The organism is Kineosporia rhizophila (assembly GCF_021277265.1).
GTDB lineage: Bacteria > Actinomycetota > Actinomycetes > Actinomycetales > Kineosporiaceae > Kineosporia > Kineosporia rhizophila.
On sequence record NZ_JAJSOH010000005.1, the window covers coordinates 236,590 to 249,231 of the forward strand.

A 12,642-nucleotide genomic window follows, 5' to 3' on the forward strand; every position below is an offset into this window, starting at 1 on the left:
CCGAGGTCACGTGCGACGTCGTGGTGGGCCTGATCCAGGGCGAATCAGGCCCACCACAGCCGTCACCGGGGCCGGGTGAGAGCGAAGAAGTGCTCGGCCAGCCTGCCCGCCCATTCACGGGGGTAGAGGGGACTGCTGACGTGGGAGTCGATGACGTCCTTGTTTTCGTCGTCATCCTCGGTGGCGTAGTACCCGACGGTCCCGAGCCAGTGCCCGGAAATGGCCCGGTGCTGGACCAGCCCCTGGTAGAGCGGGAAGCGCGGACCGGCGTCACCGCCCAGGGAAATCTCGAACGTGGCTGTTCCGCCCTGGTAGGAGATGCGAGGGACCAGGCCAGTCATCTGGGTGATGGCATCGAACAGAGGGCGATGATTGGCGATGGCCGTGTCCCACCACTCCTCCTGAGCGTGCTCGGAGCAGATATCCAGGTTCTGGGTGCGCCAGTCCTGCGGATAGAAGGGGTGCCCGCCCACCCGGCAGATCGACTCGCGGGCCGGGAGCTCCCGGATGCGACCGAGCTCGATCCTTTCGATGAGGACACCGGGCCCCTGTCCCAGGTCGACATTCATCAATGCCTTCTCGAAAAGCTCCTGGATCGGGCGAGCTTCGATGCCATCCGGCACAAGAAGCACGGGGGCCATGGTGATCGTGACATGCCGCACTGAAGGTTCCTTCCGGTGATCTTGGGGACCAACGACTTGCCGTCCGGGCCGCTATTCCCTTTCGACATAATCAATTCTGCCTTGTTTTTAGGTGCGGGTCAACCACTCCGTCAAGCCGAAAACCTATTTTCCGCAAACACTTTGCGAGTCCGACACGTCCCAAGCGGGACGAGCGTGCGGCCGATAGGAACGGCAAGCGTGTGCGCGCGACCATGCCGGCCTTCGGGCCCCAGCCAGACCTTCAATGCCCGCGTGAAAGCCGGAACGCCGGGCACCGTACGGCGAGCGCCGACGCAACCGTGTGCCGTCCAGGCCCCGCCAGCAGCCGTATACCCACCCGTGGGGGAGACCATTTTCATCGACGATGGTTCAACTACGCAGACAGAGGCGGGCACCTTGCCCCGCACATTCTTCGCAATGTCGACGCCGCCATGTGTTTCGCATCCGCGCCGACGCGCCCCTGCGCAGCCAGGCAGACCTGCGGTTCTCGTCTCCCGAGGCGTGAGCGACCCCCGCGGATCCGCACTGCTACCGGGCCTGCCGCGTTCGCGGCACCTCGGTGAGACTGCGGCGGCGGACATTCAGATCTCGGTCGGGGTATGCCCGTTCCAACAGGCGCTGAGCCTCCGCGATCCGGGCCTCGTCCCGCTTGGTCGCCTGAGGACAGCTCACGCCCTCTCTGGTCACGCTGATCGACCACTGGTCGTCCAATGCCTCTGCCGGCAGCCCCAGCCCGCGCACCAGGTGCCAGCGCGCGATCATCTCCAGCTCCCCGGAATCCCAGCCCCACAGGTCATCATCAGCCACGTGCCAGACGCTACCCAGCCCAGCCCGCCGACTGGGGCACGGCCCCGGCCACCGCGCCGGCGGCACCGGGTCCGGCCATGAAAGCCGCACCGGCCAGGCGGCTGCGTCAGCGCGCGGACCACGTTCGCTGACAAGAAGCGCGCTCTCGTTCGCCTTCAATCCCGCATCACCGTCGACGAGACCATCGCGTTCACCGCGCCGGCCAGCTCAATCCTGATCACGCCGCTGATGTCCGGTCCGGCCCCGGGTGGCCCGGCGCTGCGGCGTCACCTGCGGCGTGGCCAAGTTGCCCGGACAGTTTGGCTCACGAGCGTCCGGCCGGAGATGGCCACTTCCGAGGTCGATCGCCTTCCAGCGGAGGCCCGTAGGCCCCGCGCGAGCAACAACCTTCTCATCCGTCCCTCGAACGACAGTCATGCCACGTTTTCCGGACGCCATGCCAACAGTCGTGCCAAGTTCCCCGGACTATGCCACCTTCCGCCGGACCGGACAGCTGAACGACCGCTCCGACGAAATCTTTACCTTTCGTCACCCGTGACACACCTCTTGCATTTTGGGCGAATCGACGACAATGGGTGTCGTGCAGTCAGACCTGCCGCCAGCGTGTTTATAGGCCGAAGGCGCCGCCCTCCGCAAGGATGAGCACACCGATTCCGATCAGGACGATGGGCAGCAGGATGTGCCCCCACCGGGACAATGCCTGAGCGATGGCTGGCCGGGTGGCGAAGTAGCGGCCCGCGGCGATCCACACGGCCAGCAGAATCAGGAAGATCACCACGTAGACACTCATCCCACCTGCGCCGGCGGTGGCGAAGACCGGCACATAGACGCCGATGTTGTCGCCGCCGTTGGCGAACGTCACCGCCGCCACTTCCAGTGCATGTGGCCCCTGGGCCTTGCTCGTCTCTTCGTCGTCGGGATCGTGACGGTGGCGCCAGGCGTGAACGCCGGCCCGGATTCCTAGCGCCAGCGGCAGAAGCCCCAGGTAGGGGATGAACGACTCGGGCAAGAAGGTGGCGCCGAGTGAAGCAGCGACCGCGACGACCAGGATGGCCGCGAAGCCCAGGTACTGGCCGATCGCGATGGTGCGGGTGATGCCGCGCTGCCCGGCGCCCTGGGCGAAGAAGAGGGCCAGGACGAGGATGTCGTCGATGTTCGTGACCGCGAACAGCCCGGCGGCCTGGGCGATGATCCCGGCGTTCACGCCCGCACCTGTCCTGCGTCGTCGGTCGGAGCGCTCGAGCGGCGACAGGGCCGGTCACGGAGCGAGATGATGGCAAGAAGGCGCCTTTGTGCTGCCACGATGAACTAATCCTTCGGTGAGTGCTTACTGAGGTCCAGGGACATCACGGGGAATCCGGTGAGGTCCTGTCAGCAGCGAAGGATCTGGAGATCACTGAGGTCAGGGCCCGAGGCCAGGTGTGTCAGGTGAAGGCCCGGGCCCTGACGCACGCCGCTGCACCAGCCGCCCGATCTCAGCAGCGGAAAGTCGCTGATCAAGCTGGCCGGAAGCTGATGGCCGATCGAGGGGGCCGCCAGCACCTGCGCGCTTCGCGGCGGCGCACTTACTTCATCCGAGGTCAGGACATCGGAACCTGCCGGCCCCGGGCTGGCAACCGACACCTCAGAGCAACAGGTCCGCGACGCGCCGTCAGCGCCCGTCTTCACGGAAGGCGATGGACTGACTGGGCTCAGGTTTGGCGTCACGAAATAGATCAGGAGAGCAGCAGCCAGGATCGGGCCGGCCCAGCCTTGCCATCTCACCGCACCCCACAAGAACTCCACCTGCTCAGCTAGCGACCACTGGAGCATGGCACACCTGATCTTGCCCTGGCCCGGAGCGTCCGGTATCTGCTCGTTGGTCGCATCGGATATCGTGCATCCTGGTACGGAGCGAGATTTCATCGCTGGCGAAGCACGGGGTCGCACGTGGTTTTCGGGGTGAGGATCTAGCGGCTAGCGGCAGCAGTCGTCTCCACAGCTACACGCGTTTGCCGATGCGGCTTCATCTGGGGAGGCGGCGCTGAACCGGCCGCCGGCTGGGGCGCAGCAGCCTTCTCCTCGCCATGCCTGGCGCCCTTCCCTGACCGCAATGACAGCGATGGCCAGTCCCGCAATGGGGTCTGCCCACGACCAGCCCACGACCGCGTTGAGCAACAGGCCGATCAGGAGGATCGCCGAGAGGTAGGTGCATAGCAGGGTCTGCTTGGAATCAGCGACAGCAGTCGCCGAACCCAGTTCGCGTCCGGCACGGCGCTGCGCGGCAGACAGGAACGGCATGATGAGCAGGCTCAAGGCAGCCAGAGCGATACCCACGCTGGACTCCTGGGCATGCCCGCCGCTCAGCAGCGCCCGCACGGATTCGACGCTCACGTAAGCGGCCAAGGCGAAGAACGATACGGCGATGATTCGCAGGGCAAGGTGTTCACGCGCCTCACGCCGGGCGTGCTCGCGTGCGGAGAACTGCCAAGCGACGGCCGCGGCCGAGGACACCTCAATGACCGAGTCCAGCCCGAAACCGATCAGCGCCGTCGAGTCCGCCCGGTGACCGGCGGTGATCGCCACAATAGCTTCAACGACGTTGTAGGCGATGGTGGCGCCAACCAGGAGTCTGATCCGCCGCGCCAGGACCTCGCGACGCTGCCGGCCAGCCGCTTCATCCGCTCCAGCCGGAGCAGAAGCCGGGATCGTCCCCGAAGCAGGGGAGGCCGGCTTAGAAGTGATGATGGGCAACTGGTCCATCAGCAGCAGTCCTCTCCAGCCCGGCCCGCGGTACAGGCGCTCGCGTCGGGAGCCAGAACCGCGCCCAGCAGATCGTCCAGAGCCTTTCGCAGACCGCCGTCAGCCAATTCGTAGCGCATCCGCTTGCCCTCGGGCACGGCCACGACCAGGCCGCAGCCTCGCAGACAGGCAAGGTGGTTCGACAGGCTGGTGCGCGTCACTCCCAGGCGTTCTGCCAGCTCCGTGGGGTACGCACCGGCGACACGCAGTTCCACGAGCACCCGAGCCCGGGTCGGATCAGAAAGAGCGTGGCCGAACCGGGCCAGGACCTCGATGTGCGTCAGCGTCTCCACCCACACGACATTACATCTTCGGCTGACGTCAGAAAATAGTGACGCATCGGGGAGCCGAACCTGACGCTGCCTCTTGAGCGCCTGACTCGGGTCCGGCAGGCCGGCCATCACCAGCCACCCTGGCCGCACCCCAGGCAGACACCTGAGCAGGGAGACCATCCAGAAGCACCTCGTCAGTCACGGCATCCGACCCGGACAGTCCCGCCACGCCGCCCTGTTCAGCTTCGCTGCGCCGCTACCGGCCCGGATGCTGGTGCTGGCTGAGCTTGCCGGTATCGCGGAACCCACAGCCATCAGGTACTCAGCTCTGGCTGCCCGCGACTGGTCCGGTTACGGGGCCATGCGCGGGCAGCCGCACTCGCCTGGTGTCGGCTGATCACACGGGTAGGTGGAGAGGGGTTGGTGTTGTGGCTCAGATGCCGAGTTCGCGAAGCAACGTGCTGACGCGGGTGGTGATGTCGTCGCGGATGTCGCGGATGCTGTCCAGGGGTTGCCCGGCGGGGTCGGTGATGTCCCACTCTTCGTAGCGTTTGCCGGGGTAGACGGGGCAGGCGTCGTCGCAGCCCATGGTGACGATGACGTCGGCGGCGTGGATGACGCTGTCGGAGAGGGGTTTGGGGTAGGCGGTGGACAGGTCGATGCCGCGTTCGTGCAGGGCCTGCACCGCGACCTGGTTGAGGTCTCCGGTGGGCTGGGAGCCCGCGGATCGCACGTGGATGCGTCCGGGGGCCAGGTGCGCGGCGATCGCGGCGGCCATCTGGGATCGGCCGGCGTTGTGGACGCAGACGAAGAGGATCTCGGGGACGGTCTTGGCGACTCGCCCGTCGGCCTGAGCCGCAGCGGTCAGCAGCTCTCGCGCGTACCGGGTGATCAGGACCGGCAGGAAGATCGTCACCCGGGCCTGCGGCTGCAACGCCGCCCGCGCCTGCTGAACGGCTTCGCTGATCTCGTCCTTGGTGAAGACCCCGTCGAATCGGTAGAGCAGCTCATCGGCGATCGCCGAGACATCCACGCCGGTGACCGGTTCCGGAGTGGTGGCCAGGGCCCCGAAGTGATGGGCCAGGCCCAGGACCCGGGTGGTGATGTCGTCTCGGATCAGGCGCATGCGTTCCATGCCCTCGATACCGCGCAGGGACGGCTCGTCGGTCTCCCACGTGATGACGGGTGTGCCGGCCACGGGCTCGACGTGAGCCTCGCTGCCCAGGATGACGACCAGGTCAGCGGTGGCGATCATGTCTTCGGTCAGGGCTTTGGGTGCGCCGCCGCTCATGTCGGCGCCGACCTCGGCCAGGGCCTGGATGGACTGGGCGTTGAGTTTCGTGCCCGGGTCGGTGCCGGCGGAGTCGACGTAGATGCCGGGGCCGGCGTGTTGGCGCAGGAGGGCGGCGGCCATCTGGGACTTTCCGCCGTTGCGGACGCAGACGAACAGAACCTTGGTCACGGTCGGGCCTGCCTTTCGGGACGTGTTTCAGGAGGTGGGAAGGACGTTTGGGTAGTAGCGGCGGCGGAGCCATAGCGCGACGTAGACCAGGGCGACCAGGACGGGGACCTCGATCAGCGGGCCCACGACTCCGGCCAGGGCTTGCCCTGAGGTGACGCCGAAGGTGCCGATCGCCACGGCGATGGCCAGCTCGAAGTTGTTGCCCGCTGCGGTGAACGACAAGGTGGTGGTCTTGGCGTACCCGAGACCCAGGGCGTGTCCGAGGGCGAAGGATCCGCCGAACATGAGCAGGAAGTAGGCCAGCAGCGGCAGAGCGATGCGCACGACGTCCAGCGGTTGGCTGGTGATGGCTTCGCCCTGCAGGGCGAAGAGCATGACGATGGTGAACAGCAGCCCGTACAGGGCGATCGGCCCGATCCTGGGCAGGAAGCGGGTCTCGTACCAGGTGCGGCCCTTGCGGCGTTCGCCGATGGTGCGGGTCAGGTAGCCGGCCAGCAGCGGGATGCCGAGGAAGACCAGGACGCTCAGGGCGATCGCGCCGACGGAGAAGGTGATGCTGGTGGTGGACAGGCCCAGCCAGCCGGGCAGGACCTGCAGGTAGAACCAGCCCAGGCCGGCGAACGCGATGATCTGGAAGACGCTGTTCAGCGCCACCAGGACAGCCGCGGCCTCGGAGTCGCCGCAGGCCAGGTCGTTCCAGATCAGGACCATGGCGATGCAGCGGGCCAACCCGACGATGATCAGGCCGGTGCGGTACTCGGGCAGGTCCGGCAGCAGCAGCCAGGCCAGCACGAACATGACCGCAGGGCCGATCAGCCAGTTCAGCACCAGGGACGCGGCCAGCAGGCGCCGGTCGCCCGTGACGGCGGCGGTCTGGTTGTAGCGGACCTTCGCCAGGACCGGGTACATCATCAGCAGCAGCCCGATCGCGATCGGCAGGCTGACCGAGCCGACCTTGATCGCGTCCAGGGCCTCGTTCAGGCCAGGCACGACCCGGCCGAGGGCCAGCCCGAGCAGCATGGCCGCAAGAATCCAGACCGGCAGGAACCGGTCCAGGACGGACAGCCGCGCCATCACCGGCGCCTCATCATGTACGGCAGGCGCGGGAACGGGGATGCGGTTAGAGCTCACGAAAGATTCCTTGATCAGAGTGAGGGCGAGCCGGCCGGGGCGGCGCCTGAGACCTTGAGGTCTCAGGCGTCGCCGGCCGGGAACGGGGTGGGCGTCTGGGGGCTCAGCAGCAGCCGAAGGGCCCGCAGGCCTGGGACTCGTCCTGGCCGGCGACCGGCAGAAGCTGGGGCGCGTCGGCGGGCTTGGTGGCCCGGATGATGGCGCCGTGCATGCCGGGGACGGCCTCGTGGGTGAACTCGACCTCGGCACCGGTGAAACCGGCCGCGGCGAGCCCGTCGAGGTACTCGGCGCGGGACAGGGCTCCGGCGATGCAGCCGACGTAGCTACCGCGTTCGGCCCGTTCGGCCGGGGTGATGTGGTCCTCGGCCACGACGTCGCTGATCCCGATGCGCCCGCCGGGGACCAGGACCCGGAACATCTCGGCCAGGACGGCGCTCTTGTCGGTGGACAGGTTGACCACGCAGTTGCTGATCACGACGTTGATGGAGGACGCCGGGAGCGGGATGGCCTCGATCTGGCCCTTGAGGAAGTCGACGTTGGTGGCGCCGGCCTTGGCGGCGTTGGCGCGGGCCAGGGCCAGCATCTCCTCGGTCATGTCGAGCCCGTACGCACGGCCGGTCGGGCCGACCCGGCGCGCGGACAGCAGCACGTCGATCCCGCCGCCCGAGCCCAGGTCTAGGACCCGGTCGCCCTCCTGCAGGGATGCCACCGCCATCGGGTTCCCGCAGCCCAGGGACGCGGCCAGCGCCTCAGCGGGCAGCCCTTCCACCTCCTGCGCCCCGTAGAGCCCGGCCCCGAACGAACCATCCAGTGCCATGGAGTCCGCAGTAGCCTCCGGGCCACAACACGACGCGGAAGGGTTCTGTGCGCCGGTACCAGTCACGGCGATGGCGGCTGCGGCGTACCCGGCCCGGACCTGTTCGCGCAGGTCATCGGACGTTGTGGTCGGCGTCGTCATGATCACCACTCCTAAAGATAGATGACTGTCGATGTCCTGATCGTGGCCCAGGGATCGACAAACGTCAATGTCCGGGCTCAGACTGTCGTGCATGACGTCCGTGCAGATCGCCCGCCCACAGGTCGACCTCGCCGCCCCCACAGTTGAGGCCACGGCTCAGGACGCGGCGTGCTGCACCCCCACCGGCAGCGGCCCGATTCACAGCGCCGAGCAGGCGCAGAGACTGGCGGGCCTGCTCAAGGCCCTGGCCGAGCCGACCCGGCTGCAGCTGCTGTCGCTGGTCGCCGCGCACGAGGGCGGCGAGGCCTGCGTGTGTGACCTGACCGAACCGGTCGGGCTGTCCCAGCCCACCGTCTCGCACCACCTGAAGATCCTGGTCGACGCCGGGCTGCTCACCCGCGAAAAGCGCGGCGTGTGGGCCTATTACACGCTCGTGCCCGAGCGGGTGAGCCAGATCGCCGCGGCCCTGGGCGACTTCACCACGGCCACGACAACGCAGCCCGCTCAATGATCGTGCCGATGACGGCCGCCCACTCCGGGCAGGTCCTGGCCATCTACCAGGCCGGGATCGACGAGGGCAACGCCACCTTCGAGACCGCCGCACCCGAATGGCCCACCTTCGATGAGGCCAAACTCCCCGAGCACCGGTTCACGGCCGTCGAAGCCGGCGCGGTCCTGGGCTGGGTCGCGGCCAGCAAGGTCTCCGACCGCTGCGTCTACGGCGGCGTGGTCGAGCACTCCGTCTACGTCGCCCCCACCGCACGGGGCCGCGGGGTCGCCACCAGCCTGCTCACGGCCCTCATCGACTCCACCGAAGCCGCCGGGATCTGGACCATCCAGTCCGGGATCTTCCCCGAGAACATCGCCAGCCTGACCCTCCACCAGCGGCTCGGGTTCCGCGTCATCGGCACCCGCGAACGCATCGGGTGCCACCACGGCGCCTGGCGCGACGTCACCCTGATCGAACGCCGCAGCCCCCGCATCAACTGAACCGAATGGCCATCGCTTCAGCACCAGCAGGAGCGGCACAGGGATCACGATGCCCACCCCCCCAACAGCGCCTTATCCGCCGATGGATCTCATGAGGTGTGCGCCGAATCGGTGATACCTACTCCTGCACAGCTGCTGACACCGGCTGCGGCTGTAGGGGCAGAAGGCGGGGGACGATCCGCACATAGATGACCATGCCGATGACCTCGACCAGGGTCTGGGTGACCACGACGAGCGCGGCCACCGCCAGAGTATCGGGCAGGGCCAGAGCCAGCGGGAGCACGACCAGCGAGTTGCGGGTGGCGCCGCTGAACACGATCGCGCGGCCGGCGGGCACATCGAGCCGGAACAGACGCATCACCGCCACTCCGGCGAACGCCATGACGATCAGGAAGACGACGTAGAACGGGACCACCTGGGCCACCTGGCTCAGGCCCTCACCGATCTTGGGAATCTGGGACGCCACCACGGTCAGCAGGGTCGCCACCATCAGCGGCACCATCGTCGTGCCCATCGCGGCAGCGACCTTCTGCCCACTCTCCCGCCGGGCGGCCCAGGCCTGGGTGAGCCAGGCCAGACTCAACGGGATCACGAAGAGCACCACGAACGCCTCGACGAACGGGCCAGGCTCCACCACCTCGGCCAGGTCACGCCCGAGGAACAGCAGCAGGAACACCGGCAGCAGCACCATCTGCGCGAGCAGCAGCAGCGGCGTGGCCGCCAGCAGGCGCCGGCTGCTGCCCCCGGCCAGCCCGCTGAAGACGATGACATAGTCCACGCAGGGAGCCAGCAGGACCAGCAGCACCCCCAACCGCACGGCACGGTCATCCGGCAGCAGGGGAAACATCGCAGCGACCACCACCGGAACCACGAGGAAGTTCACCGCCAGCGCAGCGCCCAGGAAACGACCGCTACGCACAGACCGCCCCAGCTCGATCGCCGGCACCTGCAAGAACGTCACGTACAACAGCACCGCCAGGACCGGGTTGATCGCGTGCTCCAGCCCAGGCCCGGCCGCCGGCACCACCCAGCCCAGCAGCGCCCCGGCAGCCAGAGCCGCGACGTAGATCGCCACCTGATGGTGTTCCATGCGCGCGACCAGACCAGAAGGCGATGACAACGAAATTCTCCTTACACAAGACGGTTCCACCGACCAGCACCGACGCCAGGTCCAGGACTTGAGGGCAGGGCAGATCAGCTGGTGGAAATGAACAGCTCGGCGAGCAGGTCCTGCGCGGCCTGCGGAGCCCGGACCTCCAGCGTCAAGACCGGGCCGTCCAGGTGCATCCGGAAGTCGAAGAAGGCGCAGCACTGCTGCTCGCCAGCGGCCAGGGCAGCGACCGCTCCGGTCCGCTCAACCGGCACCCTCAACCGGACACCGTCCGCAATGACATCGCGCCTCGCACCAGCCAGGAGATCCCGCCACTGCCCAGCCCGCTCCCGCACATCGGAACCACTCAAGGAGCAGGCCACCGGCGCGGTACGCCACCGCTCCGGCTCCACCTCGGTAACCGGCTCCGGGGCAGGCTCCGCCTTCGCAGCGGAGGGCTCCTGGACGTCCTGCGCCAAGAACGCGCACTGCGGATCACAGCGATCCAGGCGATCCGGCAGCGCATCCAGATGCTCCAGCGCCCGATGCAGCACCGCCGTGAAGGCAGCCAGCTCAGCAGCACGCTCCTGAGCATCAGCGATCCGTGCCATGACCCGCGGCCGAAGATCTGCCTTCACGTCCCGGCAGGCACCCGACGCCCACACCCCCAGCAGTTCAGCGATCTCCTCCAAAGGCAGCCCGAGATGCTTGGCCGAGCTGATGAAACCCAACCGCTCGATCGCAGCCTCGTCGTACACGCGGTACCCGCCAGTCGTCCGCTCAGCCGGCAACAGCCCCGCCTGGCTGCCGCCCAACCGATGTGCTGACATGGTCCTGGCCGTTGATGCCGGAGTCTGTGCCGCGGCGACCGAGCAGGACTGCTGCCGATGAGCCTCCTCGACTGAGCCCCTCCTCAGCACGGCAGGCCTTCCTGGTCCGCCAAGCTGGATGCTCGTCGTCGCGACCACCACTTACAACCCGATCGAAGCATTCGTTGCGCTGCAGGCCGTCTCGGCCGCATCCTCCGGCACCCTGATCGGGTCGGCCTTGGCTTGGTGATCAAGGTGCCCTCGGAAGTCCAACTGTTCTCGGGTGGCGATCCCGGGCCGCGTGATCAATAGGCAGGTCCGCTTTGAGCACCGAATGTCCGACCCGCTGGCGACCAATCGTCCACGCAACTAGGAAATACCCCTATGGGGTACCTCTGTTACATTGGCAAAGTACCCACGGGGGGTATTTGAGCGAACGGAGTGATCATGACCGCGATCGAGTACAAGGTGACCGGGATGACCTGCGGGCACTGCGAGACGGCTGTAGCTCAGGAAGTCGGCCGGATCAGTGACCTCGATGGGGTAGAGGTCAGCGCGCAGACCGGCAGGCTCGTGTTGACTGCATCAGGGGGTGTCGACAACGCGGCCGTGCTGGCGGCCGTGGACGAGGCCGGCTACACAGCCGAGCTCGTCTCGTGAGCCTCGCGGGGCGATTCGGCCTGTACGCGGCGGGCCTTGTTGCAGCCTTCGCCGCCGCGTTCGGCATTGCGGCCCTCGTTGTACCAGAGAACGCGGTGGACTCCTGGCAGGACAAAGCCGACCCTGACCAGGGCGATAGTCATGGCGGCGACCAGACCCAGGCGCCGACTGGGGGCCAGGCATCTGCGAGTACGGCTGTGGCGGGATTGTCACTGTCTCAGGACGGCTACACCCTCGGGGCGATCAGCGCTCCGGGCCAGGCGGGCGAGAAAGGGACGCTGAGGTTCACCGTTCTGGACGCCAAGGGATTGCCTCTGACGGCGTTCGAGACTTCGCACGACAAGGATCTGCACCTGATCGTGGTGCGCAACGACGGAACTGGGTTCCGACACGTGCACCCCGCGCTCGATCCAGCGACCGGCGCCTGGTCCATTCCCTGGCAGTGGGCCCAGGCCGGAACGTACAGCGTCCTGACCGACTTCGTTCCTGCGATGCCGGGCGCACCGGACAAGGTGGCTGTGCGGCGAACTTTCGATGTGGCCGGCTCTTTCACGCCGCAACCTTCCCCGGTGGCGACCCGTACCGTCCACGTGGACGGTTTCGACGTGGCGGTTACCGGGGACCTTGCTGTCGGGACATCGCGGACGCTGACCATGACGGTCAGTCGTGACGGAGAACCAGTCACGGCCCTGGAGCCGTACTTAGGCGCCTATGGGCATCTGGTTGCGCTGCGTGAGGGTGATCTGGCGTACCTGCACGTGCATGCCGAAGGCGAAGCTCCCGAACCGAAGAGCACGACGGGGCCGGATATTTCGTTCGCGGCCCAGGCACCTACCGGTGGCCGGTATCTGTTCTATTTGGACTTCCAGGTCGATGGTCGAGTCCACACCGCGCAATTCGTCCTGGATGTGCCCTCTAAGGACGACGACCGCGGCCAGGTCACGGATGCTGAGCCCCCCAGTGGCGGCAAGAGCCCCGATTACGACGGCACGCATACGGACGAGGGACACGGCCACTGAT

At 67.3% G+C, this 12,642-nt stretch carries 14 protein-coding genes; 4 read left to right on the forward strand and 10 right to left on the reverse strand.

Going from position 1 to position 12,642, the window contains the following annotated elements:
* Nucleotides 1-62 precede the first annotated feature (62 nt).
* The 8 genes from LWF15_RS11210 to arsM form a co-directional block, all read right to left on the reverse strand.
* The gene (locus LWF15_RS11210) at nucleotides 63-662 is read right to left on the reverse strand and encodes a hypothetical protein (protein ID WP_232810378.1); all 600 of its coding nucleotides are present in this window, start codon (nucleotides 660-662) and stop codon (nucleotides 63-65) included.
* Between the two features lie 528 nt (nucleotides 663-1,190).
* Nucleotides 1,191-1,469 carry a hypothetical protein gene (locus LWF15_RS11215; protein WP_232810379.1) on the reverse strand — a complete coding sequence of 93 codons (279 nt, stop codon included), beginning with the start codon at nucleotides 1,467-1,469 and terminating at the stop codon, nucleotides 1,191-1,193.
* Nucleotides 1,470-2,076: 607 nt separating this feature from the next.
* Nucleotides 2,077-2,673, reverse strand: a complete 597-nt coding sequence (locus LWF15_RS11220; protein ID WP_232810380.1) for a cadmium resistance transporter — start codon at nucleotides 2,671-2,673, stop codon at nucleotides 2,077-2,079.
* 752 nt (nucleotides 2,674-3,425) lie between these two features.
* The gene (locus LWF15_RS11225) at nucleotides 3,426-4,211 is read right to left on the reverse strand and encodes a cation diffusion facilitator family transporter (protein ID WP_232810381.1); all 786 of its coding nucleotides are present in this window, start codon (nucleotides 4,209-4,211) and stop codon (nucleotides 3,426-3,428) included.
* Nucleotides 4,211-4,543 carry an ArsR/SmtB family transcription factor gene (locus LWF15_RS11230; RefSeq protein WP_232810382.1) on the reverse strand — a complete coding sequence of 111 codons (333 nt, stop codon included), beginning with the start codon at nucleotides 4,541-4,543 and terminating at the stop codon, nucleotides 4,211-4,213. The genes LWF15_RS11225 and LWF15_RS11230 overlap by 1 nt, the downstream gene beginning before the upstream one ends.
* A gap of 412 nt (nucleotides 4,544-4,955) precedes the next feature.
* Entirely contained in the window at nucleotides 4,956-5,984 is a 1,029-nt protein-coding gene (locus LWF15_RS11235; RefSeq protein ID WP_232810383.1) for an arsenate reductase/protein-tyrosine-phosphatase family protein, read from the reverse strand.
* A gap of 27 nt (nucleotides 5,985-6,011) precedes the next feature.
* Complete coding sequence (gene arsB / locus LWF15_RS11240) at nucleotides 6,012-7,058, reverse strand: ACR3 family arsenite efflux transporter (protein ID WP_232810445.1); 1,047 nt, start codon at nucleotides 7,056-7,058, stop codon at nucleotides 6,012-6,014.
* 160 nt (nucleotides 7,059-7,218) lie between these two features.
* Complete coding sequence (arsM, locus tag LWF15_RS11245) at nucleotides 7,219-8,073, reverse strand: arsenite methyltransferase (RefSeq protein ID WP_232810384.1); 855 nt, start codon at nucleotides 8,071-8,073, stop codon at nucleotides 7,219-7,221.
* A gap of 91 nt (nucleotides 8,074-8,164) precedes the next feature.
* On the opposite strand from arsM, the gene LWF15_RS11250 reads away from it, so the two are divergent.
* Nucleotides 8,165-8,584 (forward strand): ArsR/SmtB family transcription factor, encoded by a 420-nt coding sequence (locus LWF15_RS11250; RefSeq protein WP_232810385.1) that lies wholly within the window; start codon nucleotides 8,165-8,167, stop codon nucleotides 8,582-8,584.
* A gap of 8 nt (nucleotides 8,585-8,592) precedes the next feature.
* Nucleotides 8,593-9,063, forward strand: a complete 471-nt coding sequence (locus tag LWF15_RS11255; RefSeq protein ID WP_232810386.1) for a GNAT family N-acetyltransferase — start codon at nucleotides 8,593-8,595, stop codon at nucleotides 9,061-9,063.
* A gap of 118 nt (nucleotides 9,064-9,181) precedes the next feature.
* Here the strand turns inward: LWF15_RS11255 and LWF15_RS11260 are convergent, their stop codons facing one another.
* On the reverse strand, nucleotides 9,182-10,153 hold the full coding sequence (locus LWF15_RS11260; RefSeq protein WP_232810387.1) for a bile acid:sodium symporter: 972 nt from the start codon (nucleotides 10,151-10,153) through the stop codon (nucleotides 9,182-9,184).
* A 104-nt stretch (nucleotides 10,154-10,257) separates the two neighbouring features.
* Nucleotides 10,258-10,983 carry a MerR family DNA-binding protein gene (locus LWF15_RS11265; RefSeq protein WP_269809956.1) on the reverse strand — a complete coding sequence of 242 codons (726 nt, stop codon included), beginning with the start codon at nucleotides 10,981-10,983 and terminating at the stop codon, nucleotides 10,258-10,260.
* A 426-nt stretch (nucleotides 10,984-11,409) separates the two neighbouring features.
* Between LWF15_RS11265 and LWF15_RS11270 the strand changes: the two genes are divergently transcribed.
* The gene (locus tag LWF15_RS11270; RefSeq protein ID WP_232810389.1) at nucleotides 11,410-11,622 is read left to right on the forward strand and encodes a heavy-metal-associated domain-containing protein; all 213 of its coding nucleotides are present in this window, start codon (nucleotides 11,410-11,412) and stop codon (nucleotides 11,620-11,622) included.
* Nucleotides 11,619-12,641: a heavy-metal-associated domain-containing protein gene (locus LWF15_RS11275; protein WP_232810390.1), complete on the forward strand. Its 1,023-nt coding sequence runs from the start codon at nucleotides 11,619-11,621 to the stop codon at nucleotides 12,639-12,641. Before LWF15_RS11270 ends, LWF15_RS11275 begins: the two co-directional genes overlap by 4 nt.
* Nucleotide 12,642: the final 1 nt, after the last annotated feature.